The 25443-nt window shown below is 73.6% G+C and carries 27 protein-coding genes; 11 read left to right on the top strand and 16 right to left on the bottom strand.

The window, feature by feature from the left end:
- Nucleotides 1-6 precede the first annotated feature (6 nt).
- The gene (locus ABEA81_RS04760; protein WP_425570449.1) at nucleotides 7-1209 is read right to left on the bottom strand and encodes a cytochrome P450; all 1203 of its coding nucleotides are present in this window, start codon (nucleotides 1207-1209) and stop codon (nucleotides 7-9) included.
- Between the two features lie 270 nt (nucleotides 1210-1479).
- Between ABEA81_RS04760 and ABEA81_RS04755 the strand changes: the two genes are divergently transcribed.
- Nucleotides 1480-2274, top strand: a complete 795-nt coding sequence (locus ABEA81_RS04755) for an SAM-dependent methyltransferase (protein ID WP_345603528.1) — start codon at nucleotides 1480-1482, stop codon at nucleotides 2272-2274.
- 41 nt (nucleotides 2275-2315) lie between these two features.
- On the opposite strand, the gene ABEA81_RS04750 is transcribed toward ABEA81_RS04755, so the two are convergent.
- The gene (locus ABEA81_RS04750) at nucleotides 2316-3068 is read right to left on the bottom strand and encodes an alpha/beta fold hydrolase (RefSeq protein WP_345603527.1); all 753 of its coding nucleotides are present in this window, start codon (nucleotides 3066-3068) and stop codon (nucleotides 2316-2318) included.
- Nucleotides 3069-3145: 77 nt separating this feature from the next.
- Between ABEA81_RS04750 and ABEA81_RS04745 the strand changes: the two genes are divergently transcribed.
- Together ABEA81_RS04745 and ABEA81_RS04740 are read left to right on the top strand one after the other, a co-directional pair.
- The gene (locus tag ABEA81_RS04745) at nucleotides 3146-3520 is read left to right on the top strand and encodes a winged helix-turn-helix transcriptional regulator (RefSeq protein WP_345603526.1); all 375 of its coding nucleotides are present in this window, start codon (nucleotides 3146-3148) and stop codon (nucleotides 3518-3520) included.
- A gap of 247 nt (nucleotides 3521-3767) precedes the next feature.
- Nucleotides 3768-4589 (top strand): DeoR/GlpR family DNA-binding transcription regulator, encoded by an 822-nt coding sequence (locus ABEA81_RS04740; protein WP_345603524.1) that lies wholly within the window; start codon nucleotides 3768-3770, stop codon nucleotides 4587-4589.
- 186 nt (nucleotides 4590-4775) lie between these two features.
- Here the strand turns inward: ABEA81_RS04740 and ABEA81_RS04735 are convergent, their stop codons facing one another.
- Nucleotides 4776-6938, bottom strand: a complete 2163-nt coding sequence (locus ABEA81_RS04735) for a right-handed parallel beta-helix repeat-containing protein (protein ID WP_345603523.1) — start codon at nucleotides 6936-6938, stop codon at nucleotides 4776-4778.
- 390 nt (nucleotides 6939-7328) lie between these two features.
- Nucleotides 7329-7889: a TetR/AcrR family transcriptional regulator gene (locus ABEA81_RS04730; protein WP_345603522.1), complete on the bottom strand. Its 561-nt coding sequence runs from the start codon at nucleotides 7887-7889 to the stop codon at nucleotides 7329-7331.
- Between the two features lie 104 nt (nucleotides 7890-7993).
- On the opposite strand from ABEA81_RS04730, the gene ABEA81_RS04725 reads away from it, so the two are divergent.
- On the top strand, nucleotides 7994-8566 hold the full coding sequence (locus tag ABEA81_RS04725; RefSeq protein WP_345603521.1) for a cupin domain-containing protein: 573 nt from the start codon (nucleotides 7994-7996) through the stop codon (nucleotides 8564-8566).
- Between the two features lie 28 nt (nucleotides 8567-8594).
- Here ABEA81_RS04725 and ABEA81_RS04720 read toward each other — a convergent pair whose 3' ends face one another.
- Nucleotides 8595-10133, bottom strand: coding sequence for a class I adenylate-forming enzyme family protein (locus ABEA81_RS04720; RefSeq protein WP_345603520.1), 1539 nt, complete (start codon nucleotides 10131-10133; stop codon nucleotides 8595-8597).
- 155 nt (nucleotides 10134-10288) lie between these two features.
- On the opposite strand from ABEA81_RS04720, the gene ABEA81_RS04715 reads away from it, so the two are divergent.
- Nucleotides 10289-10864, top strand: a complete 576-nt coding sequence (locus tag ABEA81_RS04715; RefSeq protein ID WP_345603519.1) for an NADPH-dependent FMN reductase — start codon at nucleotides 10289-10291, stop codon at nucleotides 10862-10864.
- Nucleotides 10865-10885: 21 nt separating this feature from the next.
- On the opposite strand, the gene ABEA81_RS04710 is transcribed toward ABEA81_RS04715, so the two are convergent.
- The gene (locus ABEA81_RS04710) at nucleotides 10886-11473 is read right to left on the bottom strand and encodes a TetR/AcrR family transcriptional regulator (protein WP_345603518.1); all 588 of its coding nucleotides are present in this window, start codon (nucleotides 11471-11473) and stop codon (nucleotides 10886-10888) included.
- Nucleotides 11474-11573: 100 nt separating this feature from the next.
- Here ABEA81_RS04710 and ABEA81_RS04705 point away from each other — a divergent pair, with 100 nt between their 5' ends.
- Complete coding sequence (locus tag ABEA81_RS04705; RefSeq protein ID WP_345603516.1) at nucleotides 11574-12590, top strand: aldo/keto reductase; 1017 nt, start codon at nucleotides 11574-11576, stop codon at nucleotides 12588-12590.
- 70 nt (nucleotides 12591-12660) lie between these two features.
- Here the strand turns inward: ABEA81_RS04705 and ABEA81_RS04700 are convergent, their stop codons facing one another.
- From ABEA81_RS04700 to ABEA81_RS04690, 3 genes are read right to left on the bottom strand one after another with little or no spacing between them, the layout of a single operon-like run.
- The gene (locus ABEA81_RS04700; RefSeq protein ID WP_345603515.1) at nucleotides 12661-13455 is read right to left on the bottom strand and encodes an amidohydrolase family protein; all 795 of its coding nucleotides are present in this window, start codon (nucleotides 13453-13455) and stop codon (nucleotides 12661-12663) included.
- Nucleotides 13452-14192 (bottom strand): amidohydrolase family protein, encoded by a 741-nt coding sequence (locus ABEA81_RS04695; protein WP_345603514.1) that lies wholly within the window; start codon nucleotides 14190-14192, stop codon nucleotides 13452-13454. Before ABEA81_RS04695 ends, ABEA81_RS04700 begins: the two co-directional genes overlap by 4 nt.
- Nucleotides 14189-14626, bottom strand: a complete 438-nt coding sequence (locus tag ABEA81_RS04690) for a MurR/RpiR family transcriptional regulator (RefSeq protein WP_345603513.1) — start codon at nucleotides 14624-14626, stop codon at nucleotides 14189-14191. The genes ABEA81_RS04695 and ABEA81_RS04690 overlap by 4 nt, the downstream gene beginning before the upstream one ends.
- A gap of 80 nt (nucleotides 14627-14706) precedes the next feature.
- Here ABEA81_RS04690 and ABEA81_RS04685 point away from each other — a divergent pair, with 80 nt between their 5' ends.
- Nucleotides 14707-14838, top strand: a complete 132-nt coding sequence (locus ABEA81_RS04685; RefSeq protein ID WP_345603512.1) for a hypothetical protein — start codon at nucleotides 14707-14709, stop codon at nucleotides 14836-14838.
- Nucleotides 14839-14883: 45 nt separating this feature from the next.
- Here ABEA81_RS04685 and dgoD read toward each other — a convergent pair whose 3' ends face one another.
- Nucleotides 14884-16038 carry a galactonate dehydratase gene (gene dgoD / locus ABEA81_RS04680; RefSeq protein WP_345603511.1) on the bottom strand — a complete coding sequence of 385 codons (1155 nt, stop codon included), beginning with the start codon at nucleotides 16036-16038 and terminating at the stop codon, nucleotides 14884-14886.
- Nucleotides 16039-16116: 78 nt separating this feature from the next.
- On the opposite strand from dgoD, the gene ABEA81_RS04675 reads away from it, so the two are divergent.
- The 4 genes from ABEA81_RS04675 (at nucleotide 16117) to ABEA81_RS04660 (ending at nucleotide 18699) form a co-directional block, all read left to right on the top strand.
- Nucleotides 16117-16590, top strand: a complete 474-nt coding sequence (locus ABEA81_RS04675; RefSeq protein ID WP_345603510.1) for a MarR family winged helix-turn-helix transcriptional regulator — start codon at nucleotides 16117-16119, stop codon at nucleotides 16588-16590.
- Nucleotides 16591-16785: 195 nt separating this feature from the next.
- Nucleotides 16786-17835 (top strand): zinc-binding dehydrogenase, encoded by a 1050-nt coding sequence (locus ABEA81_RS04670; protein WP_345603509.1) that lies wholly within the window; start codon nucleotides 16786-16788, stop codon nucleotides 17833-17835.
- Between the two features lie 123 nt (nucleotides 17836-17958).
- The gene (locus tag ABEA81_RS04665; protein ID WP_345603508.1) at nucleotides 17959-18441 is read left to right on the top strand and encodes a DUF2269 family protein; all 483 of its coding nucleotides are present in this window, start codon (nucleotides 17959-17961) and stop codon (nucleotides 18439-18441) included.
- A 3-nt stretch (nucleotides 18442-18444) separates the two neighbouring features.
- Entirely contained in the window at nucleotides 18445-18699 is a 255-nt protein-coding gene (locus ABEA81_RS04660; RefSeq protein WP_345603507.1) for a hypothetical protein, read from the top strand.
- On the opposite strand, the gene ABEA81_RS04655 is transcribed toward ABEA81_RS04660, so the two are convergent.
- Genes ABEA81_RS04655 through ABEA81_RS04630 form a run of 6 tightly spaced genes read right to left on the bottom strand, consistent with a single transcriptional unit; the run spans nucleotide 18688 to nucleotide 25312 of the window.
- Nucleotides 18688-19482 carry an SDR family NAD(P)-dependent oxidoreductase gene (locus ABEA81_RS04655; RefSeq protein ID WP_345603505.1) on the bottom strand — a complete coding sequence of 265 codons (795 nt, stop codon included), beginning with the start codon at nucleotides 19480-19482 and terminating at the stop codon, nucleotides 18688-18690. The two genes, ABEA81_RS04660 and ABEA81_RS04655, sit on opposite strands and share 12 nt — an antisense overlap.
- The gene (locus tag ABEA81_RS04650; protein ID WP_345603504.1) at nucleotides 19479-20507 is read right to left on the bottom strand and encodes a ketopantoate reductase family protein; all 1029 of its coding nucleotides are present in this window, start codon (nucleotides 20505-20507) and stop codon (nucleotides 19479-19481) included. Before ABEA81_RS04650 ends, ABEA81_RS04655 begins: the two co-directional genes overlap by 4 nt.
- A complete protein-coding gene (locus tag ABEA81_RS04645; protein ID WP_345603503.1) occupies nucleotides 20504-21766 on the bottom strand; it encodes an amidohydrolase in 1263 nt (420 codons plus the stop codon). Before ABEA81_RS04645 ends, ABEA81_RS04650 begins: the two co-directional genes overlap by 4 nt.
- Nucleotides 21763-22968 carry an amidohydrolase gene (locus ABEA81_RS04640; RefSeq protein WP_345603502.1) on the bottom strand — a complete coding sequence of 402 codons (1206 nt, stop codon included), beginning with the start codon at nucleotides 22966-22968 and terminating at the stop codon, nucleotides 21763-21765. Before ABEA81_RS04640 ends, ABEA81_RS04645 begins: the two co-directional genes overlap by 4 nt.
- On the bottom strand, nucleotides 22965-24011 hold the full coding sequence (locus tag ABEA81_RS04635) for a dipeptidase (protein WP_345603500.1): 1047 nt from the start codon (nucleotides 24009-24011) through the stop codon (nucleotides 22965-22967). Before ABEA81_RS04635 ends, ABEA81_RS04640 begins: the two co-directional genes overlap by 4 nt.
- Complete coding sequence (locus ABEA81_RS04630) at nucleotides 24008-25312, bottom strand: MFS transporter (protein ID WP_345603499.1); 1305 nt, start codon at nucleotides 25310-25312, stop codon at nucleotides 24008-24010. The genes ABEA81_RS04635 and ABEA81_RS04630 overlap by 4 nt, the downstream gene beginning before the upstream one ends.
- Nucleotides 25313-25443 lie beyond the last annotated feature (131 nt).

The following is a 25443-nucleotide window of genomic DNA, read 5'->3' as shown; positions in this document are numbered from 1 at the left end:
CCTCCTTCACCACGTCACCTGCAGTGACGTCAGACCGTAGATGACGCTGAAGCTGCGGAAGGTCGCAGTGCCGGGTACCTCGGCCAACCCGGGGAACCGCCGCAGCAGTGCCGGGAAACCGATCCTCATCTCCATCCGGGCGAGCGGCGCCCCGAGGCAGTGGTGGATGCCGTGGCCGAAGGCGACGTGACCGACCCCGCCGCGCGTCACGTCGAGCCGCTCCGGGTCGGTGCGCAGCTCCGGATCCCGGTTGGCGGCGGGGAGCGCGCACATCACGAGCTCACCCGCCGCGATCGGCTGTCCGGCGATCTCCGTGTCGACCGTGGCGACCTTGGCGGTGCCGGTGTGCACGATCGTCAGCCAGCGCAGCAGCTCCTCGATCGCGGCGTCCACGCGCTCCGGCTCGTCGCGGACGATCGCGAGCTGGTCCGGGTGGCGCAGCAGGGCGAGCGTGCCCAACCCGAGCATGTTGGCCGTGGTCTCGTGCCCCGCGATCAGCAGCAGCGACGCGATCCCGATCAGCTCGTCGGTGGTGAGGTCGTGGCCGTGCTCGCGCACCAGCATGCCGAGCATGTCCTCGCCCGGGTCGGCCTGGGCCCGCGCCACGAGATCGGCCATGTACGCCCGCGACTGCTCCCCCAGCCGGATCCGTTCCTCCATCGAGAGGCGCAGGTCGAGCTGCCGGGTGCTGCGTTGCTGGAAGGCCGCGCGGTCGGTGTAGGGCACGCCGAGCAGCTCACAGATCACCAGCGACGGCACCGGAAGGGCGAACTCCGCCACCAGGTCGGCGGGCGGGCCGGACCGCTCCATCCCGTCCAGGTGCTCGTCGACGATCTCGCGGATGCGCGGTTCCAGCCTGCGCATCCGCCGCACCGTGAACTCGGGCGTGAGCATCCGCCGCAACCGCGTGTGGTCCGGTGGGTCGGCGGCGAGGAGGTTCCCGGCCCGCATCCGCGCGAGCTCATCGGCGCTCGGCTGCCTGACCCCCTCCGGGCGCCGGAACCTCGCCGGCAGCCGGGCGTTGCTGAAGCGCTCCGGGTCGCTCAGGACCTCGCGGACGTCGGCGAACCGGGTGACCAGCCACGTCTCCATCCCGAACGAGTTGCGCACCCGCTCGATACCCGCCCCGTCGCGCACCTCGGCCATCTCGGGTACGGGTTCGAAGCCGTTGCGCTGCATGTACACCGGCAGTGTTGGTGCTGCTGTCACGGGACCTCCCGAGGACGTGCGCGCCGGGCGGCACGCTCCCGGGATAGACGAGGAGCACCCCCTCCGTGGTTCCGCTCCGCCTCAGCAACCCCTCAGTCGCGCTCCTCGTTCACGCTGATGGGCCCAGAAGTCCTCGGGCCTTGGTGCCGACGTCGAGGCCGGGATCGCGGCCGTCCTGCGCGGTCCCGGCGCCCCTAGGATCGGCGGGGTACGGCGACAGCGCGGGAGGGACGGAGGCACGTGGACGTGCCATCGGGACGGGACCTCGAGGTGGATCTGCAGACCGGTCGGGCACACGGAGCGCGGATCTACGACTACGTCCTGGGCGGCAAGGACAACTACGCCCGCGACCGCGCCGCCGCCGAGGCCGCGATGTCGACGTTCCCGACCCTGCAGATCTCGATGCGGTCCAACCGGGCCTTCATGCACCGCGTCGGCCGGTTCCTCGCCGCCGAGCGGGGCATCCGCCAGTTCCTCGACATCGGCACGGGCATCCCCACCTCCCCCAACCTCCACGAGGTCGTGCAGGCCGTCGCGCCCTCCGCGCGGATCGTCTACACCGACAACGACCCGATCGTCCTGGCCCATGCGCGGGCCCTGATGAAGAGCACCCCGGAGGGGCGGACCACCTACGTCCAGTCCGACCTCCGCGAGCCGGACGCCATCCTGGCGGCGCCGCAGCTCACCGCCACGCTCGACCTGACCGAGCCGGTCGGCCTGCTCGCCATCGCCGTGGTGCACTTCATCGACGACGAGGACGAGGCCCACCGGGTCGTGCGACGGCTGCTCGACGCGGTGCCGTCGGGCAGCTACTTCGCGATGTCCACCGCGACCGGCGACTTCGACCCTGCGGGGACCGCAACCGTGGAGCGGGCCTACCGGGAGCGGGGCGAGGTGCTGAAGCATCGCACGAAGGCGCAGGTCGAGCGCTTCTTCGACGGCTGGGAGCTGCTGGAGCCGGGCGTCGTGCAGGTCCACAAGTGGCGGCCCGACGACTTCGCCACGGCACTGGTCAAGAACGACTCCGACGTCGCGCTGCTCGGCGGGGTCGCGCGAAAGCCCTGACCCGGCGGCGCTCCCGGTGGCGCTCCTCCACCTCTGACGGGCTACGCCACCGACGCCACCGCGCTCTCGAGGAGGAGCTCGGCGAGCTCGGCGGGCCGCGTGATCATGCAGTCGTGCCCGCTGTGCAGCTCGTGGATCCGGGTCGGCTCCCCGTCCGGCCGGGTCGCGGGGACGGGGCGGCGGGTGATGCCCTCGGGTTCGTCGCCGACGCAGAGGATGTAGGTGCGGGGAATCGCGCCCTGTGCGGGGTTGTCCGTCTCGGCGGGCTGGGTGAAGCAGCGGACCGCCTCGTCGCCGAGCGTGCTCCTGAGCCATGCGACGTCGGCGGGGTCGGTCACGCCGAACAGGCCACGCGGCGCCGGGAGCTCCGGCATCGGCGGGATGCGCCACGGTTCGTCGCCACCTGCGGCGCGATCGATCATCAGCTGGGTGACGGGCATGACGTCGACGGCGGTCTCGCCGTGCGCAGGCACCACCGCGTCGACGTACACGAGACCGGCGAGGCGCTCCGGGATGCGGTTCGCCGTGGTCGAGATCACCATCCCGGCGTAGCTGTGGCCGACGAGGACGACGTCGTGCAGGTCCTCGTCGAGGATGAGCCCGACGACGTCGTCCACGTGGGTGGTCATACCGACCTCGGGACCCAGCAGGTGCGCCTTGTCCCCGTGGCCGGTCAGCGAGGGCGCGAAGACACGGTGGCCCCGCGCCGCGAGCAGCGGAGCGACGCGGTGCCACGCCCGCCCGTCGTGCCACGCGCCGTGAACGAGGACGTAGGGGGTGTGCGAGGTGGACATGGCAGTTCCTCTCGGATCGGTGCACGCTCCGCACGACGCTAGGGCGCCGATGGGTACCGATCGGTAACCTTCGGTTCGTGAGCCTCCGCCCCGGGACCGTGTTCCTCAGCGACTGCCCGGCCCGGTCGGCCATCGAGATCATCGCCAGCAAGTGGGCGGTGGTCACGATCTTCGCCCTGAGCAAGGGCCCGTTGCGCCACGGCGAGCTCGTGGAGCTGATCGGCGGCGTCTCGCGCAAGGTGCTCACGCAGACGCTGCGCCGGCTGCAGGCGAGCGGTCTCGTCGAGCGACGGGTCTACGCCGAGGCACCACCGCGGGTCGAGTACGGCCTCACCGAGCTCGGGCGCTCCCTCGAGGAGCCCATCGCGATGCTGACCGAGTGGGCGCGGTCGAACGGTGAGGCGGTCGCCCGCTCCCGGGAAGCGGGAATCCAGGCCGCCGACGCGGACTGATGGCCCATGCGGCCCGGCGGCGTCGGGTGCGCTCCGCGGAACGCGCGCCGGGGCCCACAGCCTCGAGATCGACGTGATGCGTCGCAGTTCGAGATCGAACACGGAGGAGGTCCACGTCGTCCCGGTGGACAACTGGCCGGCCGATCATCGGCGGCGCGGAACCGGGTCGCGGCGCCGTCCGGACCGGTAGCATGCTCGAGGCCCTGCGCCACGCGGCCCAGCGGGCTGGTGACCGGCGGGAGGGCAGATGCACGGCACGCGGTCGTCCGCGGGGCGCGACGGGGGCTCGCGCGCCCGGCGTGACGAGATTCTGCGGCTGGCCGTGACGAGCGGCCTGACCAGCGTCGACGAGCTGTCGGTCGCGTTCGGTGTCACCCCGTCCACCATCCGCAGGGACCTCGCCAAGCTCACCTCCCAGGGCAAGATCGCCCGCACCTACGGCGGGGCGATGGCGCTGACCGCGCACCCGGAGGCGTCGCTGCGCCAGCGCGCGGGCGAGGCGTACCGGGCCAAGCGGTCGATCGCGCGGTGGGCGGCGGGCCGGGTCCGTCCCGGGGAGACCGTGCTGCTCGACGCGGGCTCCACCGTCGCGGCGGTCGCGAACGAGCTGCGCACCGCGACGGACCTCACCGTCGCGACCACCGGCCTGACCACGCTCGAGGTGCTCGCCGACGTCGAGGGCATCCGCGTCGAGTGCCTGGGGGGCACGCTGCGGCACGTGAGCCACGGCTTCGTCGGCCCGCTCACCGAGGCCGCCCTGGAGCACCTCACGTTCGACCGGGTGTTCCTGGGCGCCGACGGGGTGACCGCCGAAGACGGCATCTGCGAGGCGGCGCTCGAGCAGACCCGCCTCAAGCAGCTGATGGCACGACGCTCGGACGACGTCTACGTGCTCGCCCACGCCGCCAAGCTGGGCCGCCGCCCGTTCCACGCATGGGCCCGGCTGCCGGAACGCTGGACCCTGGTCACCGACAGCAGTGCACCCGAGTCGGCGCTCGCCCCGTTCCGGGAGCGCGGGGTCACCGTCCAGGTCGCCCCCGACGTCGCCGGCCTCCCTCCCGCTCGGTGACCGAGGGCGAACGGTCGCTCTCGGAGATCGGGTCGACGACCTGCTGCCCGTGATCAGCGACGTCCGGGCGGTGACCCGCGCAGCGTGCCAACCGGGCACCGATGGCCACGACCTCGCCGGGCGGGAGGGCTCCCCGCTCGGCGATGGTGTCGCTCAGCAACCCGGGGGGCGACATCCCGGCAGTGCTCAGGCGGCCTCGGCCGGGATCGCCGGGGGCTTGTGCCGCTTGTCGCCGCCCAGCTTGCGCTGCCGGAACGAGTGCACCTGCTCGAGCACGATGGCCAGCAGGATCAGCGGCAGGCCCATGGCGGCCAGCAGGTTGAGCGGCGGGAGGCTGATGTTGTTCACGCCCTCGGTGATGAACACCCCGCGCACCGCCTCCAGCGCGTGCACGCTCGAGTTGGCGAGCACGAACCGGCTCCCGGGCGACACGTCGAGCCCCAGGTCGGTGGCCTCGATCGCGACGTTCTCGGCACGCACCGGCTCGGGCGAGCGGACGCGCAGGCCCGCGGTGGGCCCGTTGATCGCGACCGCGGTGATCGTGGCGGGTCCGGTGACCTGGATGCCCGTGGACCCGCCGTTGATCGTGCCGCCACTGACGACGGCGTCCGGCGTGGCGAGACGCAGCGCGCCGTCCTCCACCTGGTTCGCCGTGAGGTCGGTGATGGCGACGTCCTGCGCCCCCGCCGAGGAGACGACGCCGTCCCGGCCACCGTCGATCGTCAGGCCCGTCAGCTGGATGTGCGCCGCGCCGCGCTCGATGCGCACGCCCGCCTTCGCATCGGTGACGTGCACGCCGTTGACCTGGATCTCCTTGCCGCCGATGTTCACACCGGCGACCCGCGAGCCCTCGATCGTGGAGTTCCTCAGCTCCAGGCCGTGGGTGCTCTTCTCGACCACCACGCCGCGCCTGCCGCCGCTCGCGCGGAAGTTGTCGATCACGATCCCGGTGCTGCCGACGTGGGTGAAGATGCCGATCGGCTGGTCGGTGGCGGAGAAGTCCGTCACGGTGACGTCGGCGGCCTGGTTCAACCGCAGACCGCCCGCCTCGTCGGCCTGGGTGCTGATGCCACTGACCTGGACGCCCTGCTGCTTGGTCACGACCAGCCCGTAGAGCTTGTTGCCCTGGGTGCTCAGGCCCGTGATCGGGCGGTCGGCGACGTCGCCGCTGACGAGCACCCCGTTGCCGCCGTTCCCCTCGGCGCGCACGTTGGCCATGCGCGTGCCGTGGTCGTCGTCGAGGAGGATGCCGTCGCCCTCCGACCCGGTGACGGTGAGACCGTCGAGCTGCACGCCCTGCGTGCCGGAGAGGTCGACGCCGATGGTGTTGCGCTGCAGTGTCGTGCGGACCAGGGACCCGGTGCTCCCCGTGCTGAACGAGATCGCCGCCCGCGCGTTCTCCTCACCGCGCGCGGGCAGGCCCATGTCGGTGATGGTGGCGTCGGTCGCGTCGAACCGCCCCTCGCCGGACACGTTGACGAACGGCCTGCCGGCCGCGTCGAACGGGAGTGGCTGCCCACCCCCGTCGACGCCCGCGAGCGTGACGTTCTTCAGCGTCAGCCGGCCGCTGCCCGTGTAGATGACGGCGGCGTCGGCCGGATCCGGCCCGCCCCTGAGGCGGACGGTCGGGATGTCGGTGATCTCGAAGTTGACGCCGGGGGTCAGGACGATGGTCGTGTTCACGCCGGCCGTGTCGCCGTCGACGGTGATCCAGTCGGCGGGCAGCATGCGGTCGAGCGCCTGCAGGTCCAGCGCACCGGGGCGTCGCGGCACGAGCGTGGCGAGCCGCCCGTTGTCGACGACCTCGACGCGGTCGGTGCGGACGGTGACCATCTGACGGGGCCGGCCGCGTTCGTCCCACGACCGGCGGGCGTTCGCCGCTTGGTCGGCCCGTTCGGCGGCATCCTTGCGGGCGCGTTCGACGGCCTTTGCGCGCTGCTCCTCGGCCTTGCGGGCCGCTTCTGCCGCATGCTTCGCATCCAGCTCGCGCTGCTTCTGCTCCGCCTCGTGCCTGCGCTGCTCGTCCCGCTCCTGCTGCGACGGGCCGCTGTGGCCCGCGCCGTTGCCACCTCCCCCGCCACCACCGCGGTTGCCACCGCCGTTGCCACCGCCGTTGCCACCACCGCCGTTGCCACCGCCGTCGTTACCGTGCCCGCCGCCGTCGGGGTTGCTGCGTCCGCCGCCGGAACCGCCGTCGTCGTGGGGCGAGGTGGCCGGGGCCACCGCCGTTCCCGGGCTTGCCGCCGCGGCCGCCGATCCCGCCGTGCCGGGGAGCGCGAGCGCGCCGACGACGAAGCCCGCGACGATGACCCGGGCGAGTCGGCGCCGGGCGGTGCGGTGCGCGGTCATGCCGCCCTCCCGCCCGGGCGAGCGTCCAACCGCACCTCGTGCCCGGTCGTGCGAGCGCGTTCACCCCGCGCAGCCCTCACGACAGCCGCTCCGACGACGCACGTCCTCGACACGTGTGCATCAATCCCCCCTGAGACGACGATCGTCCGATCGTCCCGACGGGTGATCGTGACGCATCCCGGGGAGGCCCGATCGGCCAGGCCAGCCGCTGCGCCGTCGACGGCCGCGGGACCCGGCGGGAAGCTCCGCCCTGGTCAACGCCCTGTGGCCGGCCGTGATTCGGCTGATCGGCGGAGCGCACCCCAGCTCGGGACTCCCCGCCCTTCGGCAGGTGTGATCTGCGTCATCCGGGTGATCACCCGGTCGGCCGATCTCAGCGGGCGGGCACCGTCATGACGGGAGGAAGACCGCGGTCGCCTCGTCGGCGAGCACGGCGGAGTGCGGGCCGTCCGGGTCGGTCTGGGCCAGGTGCAACAGCCCGAGGATGGCCGCGTAGGCCACCCGGGCCCGGGACGCCGCCCGGTCCGGCGGCAGGCCGAGCTCGCGGTAGGTGCGCGTCAGGAGTTCCAGCCGGGCCCTGTTCACCCGGCGGACCACGTCGCCCACCCGTGGGTCGTTGCGGTCGCCGAGCAGGCTCAGGTGCACCGACGGCGCCAGCGGCTGGACGGCGTGCACGACGGCGGCGAGCAGCTCCCGCAACCGCCGCTCGGGATCGGTGATCGCGGCGAACTCGGCGAGCCCGCCTTCGCCGTGACTGCGCGCCCACTCAGCGAGCGCCGCCGCGATCAGCTCGTCCCGGTTCCGGTAATGGGCGTAGAAGCTTCCCTTGGTCACGCCCAGCGTCCGCGCAAGCGGTTCGACCGCGACCGCGGCCAGCCCGCCGTCCGCGATCGCCTCCAGCGCGGCCCGCGCCCAGTCCTGCGCGGACAGCCGACTGGACTCGTTCACCACCGGCACAGGATACGCCGGCGTATTGACGGCACCTCGCCCCGAGGATACGGTGGCGTATCAATACGCTCCAGTATCAATACGCCTCAGTATCAAGGGGTTGTCGAATGGCACGCACGACGGTGCGCCGGGTGGTCACCGGACACGACCGCGAGGGCAGGGCCCGCGTGGTCGACGACCGCGAGGTCGAGCCCATCACGTCCGAGCTGATGCCCGGCTGTGCGATCTACCGGCTGTGGGGCCGGGACGAGCGGCCCACGTTCCCGGACGACGGCTCGCCACACCCCGCCAAGGCGTACTACCCGCCGCGGGACGGATCCCGCTTCATGATCAATACTTTCCCGCCGGGCGAGCTGGTCCCACCTCCGGACCTCGATCGGGCCGCGGCCTCGGCCGAGCTGGAGCGGCAGATGCCGGGTGCGATGGCCAGGATGGAGCCCGACGCCCCGGGGATGCACACCACCGACAGCATCGACTACGTCATGGTCGTCGCGGGCGAGGCCACGCTCGAGCTCGACGACGGTGAGCAGACGGTGGTGCGGGCGGGGGACGTCGTCATCCAGAACGGCACCCGGCACGCGTGGCGCAACGACGGCACCGAGCCCTGCACGATCGTCGGGGTCGCCATCGGCGCGGACCGCACCCCGGCTTCCGCACCGAGGCCGGTCGGCCGGTCCTGAACCCGTCGGCGAGCTGGAACCCGGCGGATCACCGCGTGATGCGGAAGCGGCGGACCTTCCCGACGCTCGTGCGCGGGAGCTCGTCGATGAGGTGCCAGGCGCGCGGCCGGGCGGCGGGGGCGAGGTTGCGGGCGGCCCAGTCCTCCAGTTCGGCGACCGACGGTGGGGCGCTCCTGTCCTTCGCCACGACGTAGGCCTCCGGTACCTGGTCGCGCACCGGGTCGGGCCGGGCCACCACCGCGACCTCCAGGACCCCCGGGGCCTGGGCGGCCGCCGCCTCCACCTCGGTGAGGCTGACGTTCTCCCCGGACACCTTGATGACGTCGTCCACCCGGCCGACGAAGCGCAGCGCGCCGTCGCCCTCGCGGACGGCCAGGTCACCCGTGTGGAACCAGCACCTGTCCCCGTCGGGCGTGAACGCCCTCGCGTTGATCTCCGGGGCGTCGAGGTAGCCGGCGAACAGGTCCCGGCCCCGCTCACCCCGCACCCAGATCTCGCCGGGGACGCCGGCCGCGACGTCGCAACCGTCGACGGCGTCGACGAGCCGGATCTCGCGCCCGGGGATCGGCGGGCCGATGACGTCGTGCGCCGGGGGTTCGCGGACATCCGCCGTGACGATCGCGACGGTCTCGGTCATGCCGTAGAGCTGGCGCGGCGGCACGCCGGCGAGCTCGCCGAACGCCCTGTGGTGCTCGACCCCGAGGCTCTGGGCGAACCAGACGTGCTCGAGGGCGAGCGGGGGCTCCCCCTCCCGGCAGCGCGCCAGGATCATCCGGATCGGTGCCGCGAACAGGCTGGCGTGCGTGACGCCGAGCTCGCGCGCGGCCGGCGCCCACCCCGACGCGGAGAACGACGCCGTCACCGCCACGCTCGCCCCCACCAGGATCGCGGGTGCGAAGCAGTAGTACTGCGCGTTGGCGTGGAAGAGCGGCAGCGTGACGAACCAGCGGTGCCGGGGCTCCAGCCGCGCGGCGGCCGCCATCGCGGCGGCGACGCAGACGTAGTTGGCGTGGGTGAGCTCGACACCCTTCGGCTCGGAGGTGGTGCCGGAGGTGAACATCACCGCCAGCCGGTCCCCCGGCGCCGCCCCGGCGGACCCGAGCACGGGGGCACCACGCACGAGCGGCGCGCCGGCCCGCAGGTCGGAGGCGTCCTCTGCGAGCTCGACGACCGCGAGCCCGCCCTCGCCCGCACCCTCGCGGAAGGCGTCGAGCCGGGCGGTGGCCACGACCGACACGGCCGGGCGCACGCGCGCGACCTGGCTGCGGATGTCGCGGGCCGCGGAGGCCGGGTCGACCGGAACCATCCAGGCCCCGAGCCGGGCGACCGCCAGCCAGGTCGCCACGAACGCCGGGCAGTTGCGCAGGACGAGGTGGACCGCCGCACCGGCCCGCACCCCCGACTCGGCGAGGGTCCCGGCCACCCGCGCGACCACGTCGTCGAACTCCGCGTAGGTCCACGCGGTCGTCTCGCCGGACTCCGCGCGGAAGAGCAGGAACGGGGACTCGCCGTGCTCGTCGACGGCTCGCCGCCAGAGGTCGTCGAACGTTCCGGAGGTATCGCTCACGGATCTTCCCCTTCGGAGGTGGACGCGCTCCAGACTGATGTTCCCCATTCCGCCGCGCAATGCGGTTCTCCGCACGTCGTGCGTGCACCGACGCACCACGCGCGCCGAGGATGAAGCGGCTGCCCTCCGGGGAGGCCCGGTGAGAGGACGACGTCATGACGGACAACACCCACATCCTGTTGATCTCGGGTAGCACCCGGACGGGCTCGACGAACACGGCGGTGCTGAGAACGGCCCAGGCCGTGCATCTCGACGGCGTGACCACCACCCGTCCCGAGCTCCTCGCCGCGCTGCCGGCCTTCAACCCCGACGACGACCACGAACCGTTGCACCCCGCCGTCGCGGAGCTGCGCCGGGAGATCGGGTCGGCGGACGCCGTGCTGTTCTGCACGCCGGAGTACGCCGGAGCGCTGCCCGGCAGCTTCAAGAACCTCCTCGACTGGACCGTCGGCGGCGGCGAGATGTACCGCAAGCCGGTCGCGTGGATCAACGCGTCCTCGCCTGCCGCGCCCACCGGCGGCGCGGACGCGCACGCGTCACTCGCGAAGGTGCTCGGCTACGTCGGCGCCGACATCGTCGAACGGGCGTGTTCCCGAACATCCATGACCAGAGCGGCGATCGGGCCCGACGGCCTGGTCACCGACGGGGCGATGCGGCGCACCATCACCGAGGTGCTCGCCACGCTGCACGAGCACGTGCGAGGCGACGGGCGGCCGGCCGGATCTCCGTAGGAGAACGATCCCGCGATCTCCTCACGGCGGCCGCTGCCCGCCACCGCGGCGCAGGCCGTCGACCAGGACACCCACGATCCTCCGCCCGTGCTCCGGCCCCCGCCCGGGCACCGGCTGGCACAGCTGGGCGATGGCGTACAGGAGGTCCTCGGCACCGATGTCGCCGCGGATCTCGCCCTCTGCCGCGGCGGCGTCGAGCAGCGCCGAGAGGGCCGGTCCCAGCCGCTCCACGAAGTAGCCCGGCAGCCCGGCGAACGCCGGGTCCCCCGAGTGCAGCGCCGAGGCGAGCCCGCGCTTGGTGCCGAGCAGCGCGGTGTACCGGTCGATCCAGCGCGTGAGCGCCTCCGCCGGTTCATGGGCTGCGGCGAGCGCGGGGCCCGCATCGGCGACGGCGTCGATCCCGCTCTCGACCACGGCCTTCACCAGTTCCGAGCGCTGCGGGAAGTGCCGGTACAGCGTGCCGACGCCGACACCGGCCAGGTCGGTGATCTCCTTCGCGGGCGCGTCCACGCCCGAGGTGTCGAAGACGGTCCGCGCGGCGTCGAGCAGGGCGTCGACGTTGCGCCGCGCATCGGCGCGGCGCCGACGCGGCGCCGGTTCCGTGGTCACCGTGGCACCACCTCCACTTGCGTAACCGGAAAGCTCTTCCGTATAGTTTCGGAAAGACGTTCCGCTTACACTACCCGACCGCACGAAGGAAGAGACCACCGTGCAGTACCGCACACTCGGCCGGACCGGCATCAAGGTCAGCCCCTACGCCCTCGGCACGCTGATGTTCGCGACCTCCATGGGCAACGACCCCCGGGACTCGGTCCGGATCATCCGCAAGGCGCTCGACGCCGGCGTCAACGTCATCGACACCGCCGACGCCTACGGCGACTCCGAGGAGGTGGTCGGCAAGGCGCTGGAGGGCCGCCGGGACGACGTCGTGCTCGCCACCAAGTTCGGCCGCCCGACCGGGCAGGACCCGAACCGGCAGGGCGCCTCGCGGCGCTGGATCGTCACCGCCGTCGAGCACTCGCTGCGCCGGCTGCGGACCGACCACATCGACCTCTACCAGCTGCACCGCCCCGATCCGGGCACCGACATCGAGGAGACCCTCGCCGCGCTGACCGACCTGCTCCACAGCGGCAAGGTCCGCGCGATCGGCGCCTCCGGCACGCCCGCCTCCGACATCGTCGACGCCCAGTGGGTGGCGCAGCGGCGCGGCCTCGCGCGGTTCCACACCGAGCAGCCGGTCTACTCCATCCTCAACCGCGGCATCGAGCGCGAGGTCCTGCCGACGACGCAACGCTTCGGCATGGGCACCCTGGTCTGGGGTCCGCTCGGCCAGGGACTGCTCACCGGCCGCGTACGCCGCGACCACAACGACCTGAAGCGCGCCGGGATGGTCCGGCACCTCTCCGACGAGCGCAGGCTCGACGTGGTCGAGACGCTCGTCCCGCTCGCGGCCGAGGCGGGCCTGCCCATGACCCACCTCGCGATGGCGTTCGCCATCACCCACCCCGGCGTCACCTGCGCGCTCCTCGGCGCACGGACCGAGCAGCACCTCGACGACCTGCTCGCAGGCGTGGACGTCACCCTCTCCGACGACGTGCTCGACCGCATCGACGAGATCGTGCCGCCCGGCACCGACGTCGGCGTTCTCGACCAGGCCTTCCAGCCGCCCGCCCTCGCGGACCCCGGCCTGCGCCGCCGACCCCTCGCCGCGCGCGCCGCGGCCTGAGCACCCGGGCTCACCCGACGCGGGTCTTCCCGTGCCGGTCGATGGTCACCAACGCCCCCGCGCCGCAGTGCTACCGCTCGAAGAGCCGGGTCGCCGTGGCGGCGAGCACCGCCTGTCGCGTCGCCGGTTCGGGCAACGCCCGCGGCCGCAGGAACTCGAGGCGGGGATCGAACACGGGAGCGTGGGAGGCGTAGGCCACGCGGTCGGCGCCGACGGCACCGACGACCTGCTCGAGCCAGTCCTGCCGGTAGACGCCGCTGGTGAGCACGTGCAGGTTGGCGGCCTGCCGCAGCGCCGCCAGCATGGCGGCGCCCGAGAGCCCGCTCATGTTCATGTGCCCGCCCCTGGTGGCGACCACCGGAACGGACGGGAAGCGGCGTGCCAGGTCGGCCAGCTGCGCGGGCTCGGCCACCCACGGGAAGCCCGCCTCGACCACGAGGGGGGCGCCGGCCGCGCGCAGCTCGTGCAGGAGCGGGGTGAGCAGGCCGACGTCGTTGATGCGGAAGTTGTCCTCCCACGGGTGCACCAGTACGCCGCGGGCTCCGGAGTCGAGCAGCTCGGCCGCGTCGGCCGCCGCCGACGGCTCCCACGGGTCCACGCGGGCGAGCGGGATGGCGCGGACCGGGTCGGCCGCGGTGCTCTCGGCGAGCGAGACGAGCCGCCGCCCGGCGCGGGCCAGGTCGCGGTCCGGAGGGAGCGGCGGTGCGACGACCACCCGGCCGACGCCGAGCGCGCGGCAGGTGTCGCGCAGTGCGGGCCAGGTGAGCTCGGGGGCGTACCGGTTGGGCCCGAGCAGTGCGAGCGCGTCGATCGCCTGCCCGTCGACCTGCTCGTCGTCCTGGTCGTCGTCCCGGAGGTCGGTCACGCACCCACCCCGTCCAGGAGCCGGCGGGCGTTCTCCCCCAGCACGAGCGCTTGCGCGGCGTCGGTGAGCCCGGCGAGCCGGATCTTGGCCAGCTCGAGGGGCACCGGGCATCCCGGCGCGTCGGAGCCGAACAGGACGCGGTGCGCCCCGAGGCGCTCGACCGCCGCGCCGATGGCCGCCGGGTACGGCATCGCCGCGGTGTCCAGGAGGACGTTGGGGAACTCCTCGGCGACGGCGAGCGCGTCCGCGGTGTGCGCGTACCCGCCCATGTGGGCGAGCACGACGGTCGCCTCCGGTACGGCCGCTGCGGCGGCGGCGATCTCCCACGGGGTGACGAAGGGGTCGTCACCGGAGTGGAACAGCACGGGCGCCCGCCGGGCCGCGGCGGCGCGCAGGACGCGGAGCACGGGCTCGCCGCCCGGGTCGGCGAGCGTCGAGACCCCGTGCAGCTTGACGCCGCGGTAGCCGAGGTCGTCGAGCGCGTGGGCCACCAGCTCGGCCGCCTGCTCGTACCACGGGTGGACGCGGACGAACCCGTGCAGACGCCCCCCGGATGCCGCACAGGTGGCGGCGATCCGCTGCAGCGCGTCCTCGTTGACCTCCGGCGCGTCGGTGATCGTCATGACCACGGCCTGGTCCACCCCTGCCGCGTCCATCTGGGCCAGCACGTCGGACGCCGCGAGGTGCCAACCGAGCGCGGGCACGTCGTCGACGTGGGTGTGGAAGTCGATGATCATCGGTTCACCTGTTCCGGGAGACCTTCCACGACGCGGTCGGCGAGCTCGCCGAACAGCCGTACCCGATCTTCCCCGGCCGACCCGAGCCGATCAACGGCGGCGGCGACGAGCGCCTCGACCAGCGCCATCGCCGGCACGAGGCTGTCGAACGGCGACGGACCCGCGACGTCGGCCGCCAGCACGGCCTCGGCGAACCGGGCGACCGGCGACAACCACCGGTCCGTGAACAGCACGATCACGGCACCCCGCTCGTGCAACTGCTCGGCGAGCTCCACCACGTCGCGCTGGTACCGGCGGTAGTCGAACACCACGGCCACGTCACCGCGCCTGGTGTCCAGCACGGCGCCCGCACGTTCGCCGGAGTCGTGGTCCAGCAGCCGTTGCGCAGCGCACCCCGGGGCTCGCCGCGTACGCGGCCGACGCGCTGCCCGCACTCGGGCTGCGGCCCGCGCCCGCGCTGCGCTCCTGCGGCGCGGACGACTTCGCCTTCTACGCCCCGCACCTGCCGGCACTGATGATGTTCGTCGGCGTCGACGCCCCCGCGGGGCTCCACAGCCCCGCGTTCCTCCCCCCGGACGAGGCCGTGCGCCACACCGCGTACGCGATGCTCGCCGGTTTCGTCGCGGCGCAGTCCGTCACGCGCTGACCCCGCACCCCCCGGGGCCCGGCGGGTGGCAACCGCAGGGCGCGTTCACCACGGCGCCACCGCCCCGTCCGGGGTGTGCCAGACCGGCAGCGTCCAGCCGCCGTCGAAGTCCTCCTCGGTGCGCTCCCGTTCCGGCAGCAGCTCGACGCCGAGTCCGGGCGCGGTCGGAGCGGCCACGTGCCCGTCCACCACCTCGAACGGTGTCCGCACGAGCCCGCCACCCAGGTGCAGCTGCTCCTGCGCGAGGAAACCCGGGACGGTGAGCGCCAGCTGCACGCTCGCCGCGAGGTTCACCGGCCCGAGCGGGTTGTGCGGCGCCAGCGCCGCGAAGTACGTCTCCCCCATCGCCGCGATCTTGCGCGCCTCGGAGATCCCGCCGCAGTGGGCGAGGTCGGGCTGCAGCACCGCCGCCGCGGACTTCTCCAGCACCTCGCGGAAGCCCCACCGGGTGAACAGCCGCTCCCCGGTGGCGATCGGCACCGTCGTCGAGCGGGCGATGTCGGCCATCGCCGCGACGTTCTCCGGCAGGCACGGCTCCTCGACGAACAACGGCGACAGCGGCGCGAGCTCACCGATGAGCACCTTCGCCACCGCGGGCGAGACCCGGCCGTGGAAGTCGATCGCGATGTCCACGTCGTCGCCGACGGCCTCCCGCAGCGCCGCGAACCGCTCCACCTGCAGCTTCACGAACCCGCGTGACTCCACCGGCCGCGCCGGGCCCGGCAACGCGGTCTTGATCATGGTGAAGCCCGCGGCGACGGCGGCCCGCGCCTTCGCCGTCAGCTCGGCGATGTGGGCGTCCTTCGTGGCCCGGTCGAACGCCTCCCAGTCCCCGACGTTGACGTGCTGGTACACCCGCACCCGGTCGCGCACCGCACCCCCGAGGAGCACGTGCACCGGCACCCCCAGGTGCTTGCCGAGGATGTCCCACAACGCCTGGTCGACCGCCGAGATCGCGCTGCAGAGGATCGACCCGCTCGGGTAGAACGTCGACCGGTACATCAGGTGCCACAGGTGCTCGATGCGGCGCGGGTCCTGGCCGACCAGGAGCTCCTCGAACTCGCGCAGCGCCGCCTGCACGACCCGCGCCTTCCCCTCCAGACAGGCCTCGCCGATCCCGACGATCCCGTCGTCGGTGTGCAGCCGGAGGAAGGAGTGGCGCGGCCGCACGTGGACGACCTCGAACTTGACGATCTTCATGAGCACCGTTCCTACTCGCCGGGACGATCGGCGCTCGACACCGCCCTCCCCCGACCCACCGGATGGCAGACTCGGGCGATGACTGAGCGGACGGCGGTCGAGGTGCCGGTCGGGGATGCCCCGCCCGCTCTCAGCCCGGCCATCCTGATCATGACGCTGGGCCGGCGGCTGCGCGCCGAGATCGAGTGCGATCTCGCCGCCTCGGGGCTCTCGCTCCGGCACCTGTCCGCGCTGGGGCACCTGGGGCGGGAACCAGGACTGTCGTACAGCGAGCTCGCCCGGCGCGCGGGCATCACCGTGCAGAGCATGCAGGCCACGCTGCGGCAGCTCGAGGCGCTCGGGGCCGTCGAGCGCCGCACCCCGTCCGGCCGGGGCCGGACGGCCGAGCTGCACCTCACCGAGTCCGGGCGTCGGCTCCGCACGGCCGGCATGGAGACCGTCGTCGCCGCGGACCGGCGGCTGGTCGCGGCGCTGCCCGAGCGGGAAGCGACCGCGCTGGGCCCGCTACTGGCACAGCTCCTCCGGGCCGACGGTCCCGAGCCTCGCTCCTGACCACGGTGCCGCCTGCGCGGCCGGGCACGGCGCTCAGCCGCCGGTTGCGCCGGCCCGGATGCTCGCGCGAACGAGGTCTCGTGCCGGCGCGGTGCATTCGGGCAGGGTGTCCAGCGCGAGCGGTCGGGTGGCGAGAGCGCCCTCGTGCAGCGCGAGGAGCCGCGTGGCGAGGGAAGCCCTACAGAGAGGAAGAGGATGGCTGTGTCCGAGACCATGCGCGCGATGCGGATCGCCCAGCACGGAGGGCCGGACGTCCTGGAACCGGCGGAGGTACCCGTGCCGGCCCCGCGGGCGGGCGAGGTCCTGGTCCGCGTCAGCGCCGTTGCGCTGAACAACACGGACCTGTGGACCCGCGAGGGGGCCTACGGACGCCCGGACGACCCGCAGGCGCGGTCGGGCTGGCGAGGCCCGATCGACTTCCCGCGCATCCAGGGCGCGGACGTCGCCGGCGAGGTCGCCGCCGTCGGGTCCGACGTGGACGCGAGCCTCGCGGGCCGCCGGGTGGTCGTGGATCCCGCGATCTACGACGCCGACGGGCCGGATGCGAACCCGGTGGGCCTGATGGGCAGCGAACGCGACGGCGGTTACGCCGAGTACGTGACCGCACCGGCGAAGCAGGTGCACGACGTGACGGACTCCCCGCTCACCGACGACCAACTCGCGACGCTGCCGACCGCGTACGGCACGGCGCTGGGCATGATCGAACGGGGTCGACTGCGGGAGGGCGAGACCGTCCTGGTCTCCGGGGCTTCCGGCGGTGTCGGCGTGGCACTGGTGCAGATCGCCCGCGCGCGCGGCGCGAGGGTGGTCGCCGTCAGCAGCGGATCCAAGATCGGGTCGGTGCGCGCTGCGGGGGCGCACGAGGTCGTCGATCGCGCTCGGGACGTCGTCGAGCAGATCCGTGCCGCCGCCCCCGAGGGCATCGACGTCGCACTCGACGTCGTCGCCGGGCAGCTGGTGGGTGCGGGCCTGCCGCTGCTGCGCGAAGGTGGCCGGTGGGTCGTCGCCGGTGCCCTCGGCGGATACGACGTGGCCTTCGACGTGCGCCGCCTCTACCTGCACAACACACAGGTGATCGGCTCCGCGATGCACACGCCCACACACTTCGACCTCCTCATGGCCATGGCTCGCAACGCCGAGATCCAGCCCGTCATCGCCGCGACGTTCCCGCTGGACCAAGCCGCCCGGGCGCAGGAGGAACTCGCCCGCAGGCACCACGTCGGCAAGATCGTCCTGCATCCATAGGCGAGCCCTGCGAACGCACCCGTCCAACGGCGATGCGATCCACCCCACACGGCCCTTCCCCCGGTTGCAGGTAGACTGCAACTCGGTTTCAGACGGACTGAAACAGGGAGGTCGTCGATCCAGGTGAACGCCGTTCTGCTCTCGCTGCACGTACTGGCCGCCATCGTCGCGATCGGGCCGATCTGCGTGGCCACCAGCATGTTCCCCGCCGAGGCGCGCCGAGCGCTGGACGGCCGGAACGAGAACGCCGCCACGCGGCTGGCGGTCCTCGGCCGCATCTCCCGGGTCTACGCCGCCCTCGGGATCGCCGTACCCGTGCTCGGGATGATGACGGCCGCATCCATGGGTGTCCTCTCCCAGGCCTGGCTGATCGTGTCGATGGGCCTCACCCTCGTGGCGGCCCTCGTACTCGCCTTCGTCGTGCTCCCCCGTCAGCAGAGCCTGTTGGCCGAGGTCACCGCGCAGTCCGAGACCGGATCCGGGGCCGGTGTGGGAGTGCGGCAGAAGATCGGCCGGCTCGCGATGGCGACCGGCGTGTTCAACCTGCTGTGGGCCGCGGTGACGGTGTTGATGATCGTCCGGCCCGGCTCGACGACCGGGGTCTGAGGCGTGAGCACACGGCTGCTGACCCTGCTCGCCGCGACCGAGCTCGGCTCGCTGCTGGTGCTCCTGGTCAACCTCGCCACCGTGCACGTCCCGGTCGTGGCGTCGATCCTCGGACCGTTGCACGGCTGCACCTACGTCGCGGTGATCATCGGCACGGCCATGCGGGCACGGCCGTTGAGCCTCCCGACGCTGTTCAGCATCATCCCCGGGGTGGGCGGGACGCTCGCCGTGGCCACCCTGAGGGGGTCACCGCGGTGACTGCGCCTCGGTGGTCCCGGCCCAGTGCACGGGCAGCGCGGGGTTGCCCGCGGAGGAGCCGCCGTCCACGCGCAGCACGGCGCCGGTGGTCCAGGCCGCGTCCGGCGACGCGAGGAAGAACACCGCACCCGCGACGTCGTCGGGCTGCCCGATCCGGCCGAGCACGTTGCCGGAGACGGCCGCCGTGTACTCCTCGGTGACCGGGTTGACCTCCTGGCTGCTGCCGGCGACGTAACCGGGCGACACCGCGTTGACCCGGATGCCGTGGCCGCCGAGCTCGACGGCGCAGGCCCGGGTGAGCATCTCCAGCGCCGCCTTGGACGTGCAGTAGTGCGCCGCGCCCGGTCGCGCGCGGATCGCCGCGCCCGAGGCGATGTTCACGACGCTCGCGGGCCGCCCGGCGGCGACCGCCAGCCGCCCCAAGGCCACGGTGGTGAGCATCGGGGCCCTCGTGTTGATCGCCAGCACGTGGTCCCACATCGCTGCGGTCATGTCGAGCAACGGGGTGGCCGGCCAGATGCCCGCGGCGTTCACGAGCACGTCGACCGGGCCGGAGCGCTCCCACGCGCGGTCGACGACGGTTCCGGCCCCGGGGTCGGAGAGGTCGGCGGGGATGGCGTCGACGGCCACACCGTGCGCCGAGGCGAGCGCGTCGACGCTCGCGCGCAGCGGCACTTCCCTGAGGTCGACGCCGGTGATCCGGTCGCCGGCCGCGGCGAACCTCGCTGCGATCGCGCTGCCCAGACCCCCGGCCGCGCCGGTGACCAGTACGTGCCGTCTCACGAGCCGTTCCTTCCGTTGCGGATCGCCTCGTCGAGCTCGACGAGGTTGTCGCGGCGGCGCGGCCTGCCGCGCTCCAGCGCGCCGATCATCGCGAGCACCGCCCCGATCCCCGGGCAGGCGATCCCGTGCGCGGCGGCCACCTCGAGCACCGGACCGTACTGCGCGGGCACCTCGGTGGGCCGGTGCCGCACCGCGATGTCGCGCCATATCCCCGTCCGGGTCTTCGGCTGCGTGCGCAGCCAGGCGCAGAACCGCGCGAGCGCGGCGCGGGTGCGCTCCGGCGGGGCGTCGGAGCGGAAGGCGTCGGCCTCCCACGCGTCGAAGGACTCCGGGGCGATGCCCTGCGCCGCCGCGACCGCGTACACCTCCCTGGCCAGTGCGACGGTCAGGTCGGGGAAGGCCTCGATCGTGGCGAAGATCGGGTCGTCGACGGCGGCGCTCGCGGCGCCGACGATGCCGTAGGCGAGCTTGGACCACAGGAAGCCCGCGACGTTCCCGCTCGCCACCGCGGGGCCCCACGCCTGCAGGTCGGCGACGAGCGCGCGCACCCGCGGGCTCACCGTGCCGTCGAGCTCGCCGACGACCAGCGCGCCCGGCCCGCCATCGGCGATCACGCCCGGCTCGACCAGGTCGGCGAAGAGGTTCACGAACGCGGAGACGGTCCGCGAGGCGCCGACCTCGGCCGCGATCTCCCGCTCGCACAGGCCGTTCTGCAGGCTCGCGACGTACCCGTCACCGGCGAGCCGCGGCGCGATCCACCGTGCCGCGGGTGTGGTGGCGTGCGCCTTCACCGCGAGGATCACCGCGCCGAGGCTTCCGGTCGCCTCGTCCGGCCCGCAGGCCGCGAGGGGTGCGCTGCGCTCGCTGCCGTCGGCGCTGCGGATGACGAGCCCGCGCGCCCGGATCGCCGCCACGTGCGCGGCGTCCGTGTCCACCACCTGCACGTCGTGGCCGGCCCGCGCGAGGTGGAACGCCAGCGTCCCGCCGATCGCCCCGCCGCCGACCACGGTGTACGGCCCGCTCACCAGATCCCGCCCTTCACCGCGCGTTCCAACCAGGTCACCGCCACCGGCAGCACCGCATCGTCCACGTCGAACCGGGGCGAGTGCGGCGGCCCCGGGGTGTCGGATCCGACGATCGCGTAGCCGGCCACCCCGCCCGCCTCCTGCACCGCGCGCATCAAGAGGCTCGCGTCGTCACTCGCGCCGAGGGGGTGCGTGGCCCGGACCTGCGCAAGCCCATCGGCGGCCGCGGTCAGCGCGGCGGCCACCGACGGATCCGTGTGCGCGGCCGTGGCGTGGCCCGTGCGCACCAGGTCGACGCCGGTCTCGTACATCTGCGCGGCCGCCTTCACGACGACGTCGGCGCGGCGGGCGAGCTCGGCGGCGACGTCGGCCGAGTCGGCGCGCGTCTCGAAGGCCAGCTCGGCCGCCCCCGCGATCACGTTGGCGGCGACGCCGGCCTCGAGCCGGCCCACGTTGACCCTGGTCACGGCGCCGGCGAACGGCGGGAGCGCGTGCAGGTTCAGCGCGGCCGTGGCCGCGGCGAGCAGCGCGTTGCGGCCCTGCTCCGGCGCCTTGGCCGCGTGGGCCTGGCGGCCGGTGAACCGGGCGAGGTGTTTCGAGGTGGCGATCAGCTCGGTGGCCGACGGCGCGAGCACGCCGCTGGGCAGCCCGAACGCGAGGTGGGCCGCCACCAGCACGTCGACGCCCCCGGTGACCCCGGCCGCCACCATCGGTTCGGCGCCACGCACCCCCTCCTCCGCGGGCTGGAACAGCAGCCGGACGCTGCCCGGGAAGTCGCGGGAGGACAGGGCGGCCGCCAGCGCGAGCCCGACCGCGACGTGCCCGTCGTGGCCGCAGGCGTGCATCACGCCCGGGTGGCGGGAGGCGAACCCGTCCCGGGACGGGACGTGCCCCGGGTCGTCGACCTCGGCGATGGGCAGGGCGTCCATGTCGAAGCGGAGGGCGATGCGCGGGCCCGGCCGCTCGCCGTCGAGGTCGGCGACCACGGCGGTGCGACCCCCGGACAGCCGCGCCACCTGGTCGGCGGGGACGCCTTCGGCCCGTGCGCGCTCGGCGGCCGCGTCGAGCACCGCGGCGGGCGGCAGCCCGGGATGCCCGGCGGGGTCGACGACGTCGGCGCCGGAGCGGACCCGCCAGCCGAGCTCCCGCAACGCCGTCTCGACGCGCGCGGCGGTGCGGATCTCGGTGAAGCCGAGCTCGGGGTGGGCGTGCAGGTCGCGCCGCACCGCGACCACGTCCGTGACGTCGAGGGGCGTCATTGCGGCAGGTCCGGGCCGCGGGTCGCGAACTCGGCGCGCGCGGCGGCGAACAGCTCCGGGTCGGCGAGCAGGTCGGCACCCGCGCAGGCCAGCGCGGCTGCCATCCGCAGCATCGCCTCCTGCGCGCGGGGCCGGGCGACCGCGTCGGCCATCGCCTCGGAGTGGGTGGGGGTGCCGCGGTCCATCACCTGCAGGTACGGGTGGACGGTCGGCAGCACGAGGCTCACGTTGCCGATGTCGGACGAGCCGGTGCCGCCGCGCAGCACCGGCTGCTCGACCGGTACGCCCTGGCGGCGCAGGTGGTCCGCGACCCGGCCGGCGATCACGTGGTTGTTCTTGCGCTCGGCGTAGGCGATCCCGCGGGTGATCGTCACGGTGGTGCCGGTGGCGCGGGCCGCCCCCTCGGCGACCGCCTCGACCCGCTCCGCGAGGTCCTCCACGACGTCGCCGGTCAGCGCCCGGACCATGAACGCCGCCCTGGTGTAGGCCGGAACGACGTTGGGCGCCTCACCACCGTGCGTGATGACCCCGTGCATCCGGCTGGTCTCCGGCACGAACTGGCGCAGCGCGTCGACCCCGACGAAGAACTGGATCATCGCCGCGAGCGCGCTGCGGCCCTCGTGGGGCGTCGCGGCCGCGTGGGCCGCCTTCCCGTGGAACTCCACGACCAACGGACGGGTGGCGGTGGCGTGCCGGATCGGCATCGTCGTGTCACCGGGGTGGAACATCAGCGCGGCGTCGACACCGTCGAACACGCCCGCGTCGAGCAGCAGCACCTTGCCGCCGCCGCCCTCCTCGGCGGGCGTGCCGATGCACAGGACGGTGCCCGCCAGCTCCGGCGCGGCCCTGCGCAGCGCGAGCGCCGCACCGGCGCCCCCCGCGGCGATGAGGTTGTGCCCGCAGCCGTGCCCGATGCCGGGCAGCGCGTCGTACTCGCAGAGGAACGCCACGACGGGCGAGCCCGCGCCCGCGGAGGCGCGGAAGGCGGTCGGCAGCCCGCCGACCCCCTCCTCCACCGCGAAGTCGTCGCGCAGCAGCCCGGTCAGCCGTCGGACGGCGTGCTTCTCCTGCATGGCCAGCTCGGGGTTGGCGTGCAGGTCGAGGCTCAGCTCGGTCAACGGCCGGGCGAGGCGGGCGACCTCCTCCTCGATCCGGGCGTGGATCCCGGCCGGGGCGCCGGTCACTCCCAGTACCTCCGTCATCGCAGTACCTCGCCGAGCACGCGCTGGGCGTTGGCTCCGAGGATCTTGGTGATGTCGTCGTCGGACCAGCCGTGCCGGACGAGCCAGCCCGCCGCGTTGCGGGGCGCCTCGGCCGGGTTCTCCATGCCCGCGACGTGGTCGGGCAGCGGGACGTCCTCGCGACCGGGCACCGGCTGCGGAGACCAGCCCGCCGCCGCGTACAGGCCGGCGTGGTCGCCGAAGAAGGTGTCGGGGCCGAGCCCGACGTGGTCGACGCCGACCAGCTCCGCGATGTACGCGACGTGCGTCATCACGGCGTCCAGGTCGTGCGCGGGCCGCCCGTCGACGCGGGTCGACCCCGGCGCGGCCTCGACGCCGATCACCCCGCCGGTGTCGGCGACGGCGCGCAGCACGTCGTGCGGCTTCATCCGGGGGCTCGGCCAGCAGGCGCGGGCCCCGGCGTGGGTGATCACGACGGGGGCGCTGCTGACCCGCGCGGCGTCGATGCTGGTGCGGTCGCCGACGTGGGACAGGTCGACGAGCATCCCGAGCCCGTTCATGACCGCGACGGCCTCGCGGCCCAGGCTCGTCAGGCCGTCGTCCCGGGCCTGACCGAGCCCGCCGCCCAGCGGGTTCCCGGCGTTGTAGACCAGCCCGGCGGACCGGTAGCCGGCGACCTGCAGGTCCACGATGCCGTCCAGGTCGGTGCCGATGCTGCCCAGGTCCTCCAGCGCGAGCAGCACCCGCGGGCCGTCGGGGTCGATGTCCTCGCGCAGCCGGGCCGCCCAGCGCAGCAGCCGCTGTTGGTCGGGCTCCGCGAGCGAGCTGGCGAGCACCACGTCGAGGCCCGACGCGCGCAGGCCCGCGTGGCCGAGCCGATCGGTGCCGCCGCGGCTCTGCTCGGCCCACGTCTGCGGGGTGAGCGGGTCGGGCAGCCGGATCGGGTGGTCGTGCAGCGACACCACGGGGCCGGCGAGCAACCGCTCGACGCGCTCGCGCTGTGCCGTGGTGAGGTCCTGCTCGTAGGGCGGTAGGCGGTCGACGTCGCTGGCGAGCGTGATCATGCGCGCATCGCCACGTCGCCGGTGTCCACGCCCTTCGTCTCCTTCATGAAGACGAAGAACAGGCCGGTGACCACCGCGCAGGCGCTGACGTACAGCGGCACGGCCCACAGGTTGTCGCGCGCCCCGAAGAACTGCATGACGCTCGGGGCGGTGCCGCCGAAGAGCGCGTTCGAGATCGCGTATGGCAGCGCGATGCCGATCGTGCGCACCTGCGGCGGGAACAGCTCGGCGAACACCGTGGCCAGGTTGGAGTGGTTGAGCGACAGGAACGCCATCCCGACCAGCGACACGACCAGCACGCTGGTGAAGCTCGCGTCGAGGATCGACAGCAGCGGGAACGGCAGGATCACGAACGCCACCGCGTAGACGAGCATCGTCGGCTTGCGCCCGAAGCGGTCGGACAACAGCGCCGCGAACGGGAGGAGCACCACGAAGAACGCCAGCGCGATCGTGTTCGCCAGCTGTGCGTCGGCGGGATCGGCGCCCGCGGTGAGCGCCGCGTAGGTGGGCAGGTAGGTGAGCCACATGTAGGTGATCACGGAGCCGGCGATCGAGATGCCGAACACGAACCACGCCCCGCGCTTGTGCCCGCTGGCCATGGCCCCGAGCGGCTTGTGCTCGCGCTCCCCGGCCTGCTCGAGCCGCCGGAACGCCTCCGGCTCGTCCAGCCTGCGCCGGATGTAGAGGCCGATCAGCCCGATCACCGCGCCGAGCGCGAACGGCACGCGCCAGCCCCACTCGGCCAGCGCGGCGTGGTCGAGCACCCGGGTGAGGACGGTGGCGCACAGCGACGCGCACAGGATCCCCAGCACCACCGACACCTGCTGGAAGGACCCGGCGAACGCGCGGCGCCCCGGCTTCGCCCACTCGACGAGGAACGACGCGGACGTCCCGAACTCGCCGCCCGTCGAGAACCCCTGCAGCAGCCGACCGACGATCAGCACCGCCGGGGCGAGCCAGCCGACCGCCGCGTAGGTGGGCGCCACCGCGATGAGCAGGCTGCCCAGCGCCATGAGCAGGATCGTGAGCGTCATGCCGTGGCGGCGGCCGTACCGGTCGGCGTAGACGCCGAGCACCGCGGCGCCGACCGGGCGCATGAAGAAGCTGATCGCGAACACCAGCAGCGTCGAGAGCGTCGCCGCTGCGTCCCCGCCCGGGAAGAACTGGCCGGCGAAGTAGGCCGCGAAGAAGCCGTAGACCGACCAGTCGAACCACTCGACGAAGTTGCCGATCGTGCCGCCGACGAGCGCCCGGCGCGTGCTTCGCGCGCTGCGCGGCTCGGCCGTGGTGGACGGGGTCATGTGCGGCTCCACGCGGGAAGTGAACGGAAGGTCGACTCCCATGCTCGGTCGCACATATGCGAATGAGCAATGTTTGACGTGCAATCGCAAGAAGTGATCGGTCGGAGCCGCTCAGATGAGGGATGCTGCTT

Origin of the sequence: Pseudonocardia adelaidensis, assembly GCF_039543345.1 — a bacterium.
GTDB lineage: Bacteria > Actinomycetota > Actinomycetes > Mycobacteriales > Pseudonocardiaceae > Pseudonocardia > Pseudonocardia adelaidensis.
This window is presented reverse-complemented; position numbering and strand designations above follow the sequence as displayed.

Excerpts from the sequence above, each read along its gene's own strand:
- ABEA81_RS04750 (WP_345603527.1), bottom strand. The coding sequence starts at position 3,068 with ATGTCCACCTCGCACACCCCCTACGTCCTCGTTCACGGCGCGTGGCAC.
- ABEA81_RS04740 (WP_345603524.1), top strand. The coding sequence starts at position 3,768 with ATGCACGGCACGCGGTCGTCCGCGGGGCGCGACGGGGGCTCGCGCGCC.
- ABEA81_RS04735 (WP_345603523.1), bottom strand. The coding sequence starts at position 6,938 with ATGACCGCGCACCGCACCGCCCGGCGCCGACTCGCCCGGGTCATCGTC.
- ABEA81_RS04725 (WP_345603521.1), top strand. The coding sequence starts at position 7,994 with ATGGCACGCACGACGGTGCGCCGGGTGGTCACCGGACACGACCGCGAG.
- ABEA81_RS04715 (WP_345603519.1), top strand. The coding sequence starts at position 10,289 with ATGACGGACAACACCCACATCCTGTTGATCTCGGGTAGCACCCGGACG.
- ABEA81_RS04695 (WP_345603514.1), bottom strand. The coding sequence starts at position 14,192 with ATGATCATCGACTTCCACACCCACGTCGACGACGTGCCCGCGCTCGGT.
- ABEA81_RS04685 (WP_345603512.1), top strand. The coding sequence starts at position 14,707 with ATGATGTTCGTCGGCGTCGACGCCCCCGCGGGGCTCCACAGCCCCGCG.
- dgoD (WP_345603511.1), bottom strand. The coding sequence starts at position 16,038 with ATGAAGATCGTCAAGTTCGAGGTCGTCCACGTGCGGCCGCGCCACTCC.
- ABEA81_RS04675 (WP_345603510.1), top strand. The coding sequence starts at position 16,117 with ATGACTGAGCGGACGGCGGTCGAGGTGCCGGTCGGGGATGCCCCGCCC.
- ABEA81_RS04670 (WP_345603509.1), top strand. The coding sequence starts at position 16,786 with ATGGCTGTGTCCGAGACCATGCGCGCGATGCGGATCGCCCAGCACGGA.
- ABEA81_RS04645 (WP_345603503.1), bottom strand. The coding sequence starts at position 21,766 with ATGACGCCCCTCGACGTCACGGACGTGGTCGCGGTGCGGCGCGACCTG.
- ABEA81_RS04640 (WP_345603502.1), bottom strand. The coding sequence starts at position 22,968 with ATGACGGAGGTACTGGGAGTGACCGGCGCCCCGGCCGGGATCCACGCC.
- ABEA81_RS04635 (WP_345603500.1), bottom strand. The coding sequence starts at position 24,011 with ATGATCACGCTCGCCAGCGACGTCGACCGCCTACCGCCCTACGAGCAG.
- ABEA81_RS04630 (WP_345603499.1), bottom strand. The coding sequence starts at position 25,312 with ATGACCCCGTCCACCACGGCCGAGCCGCGCAGCGCGCGAAGCACGCGC.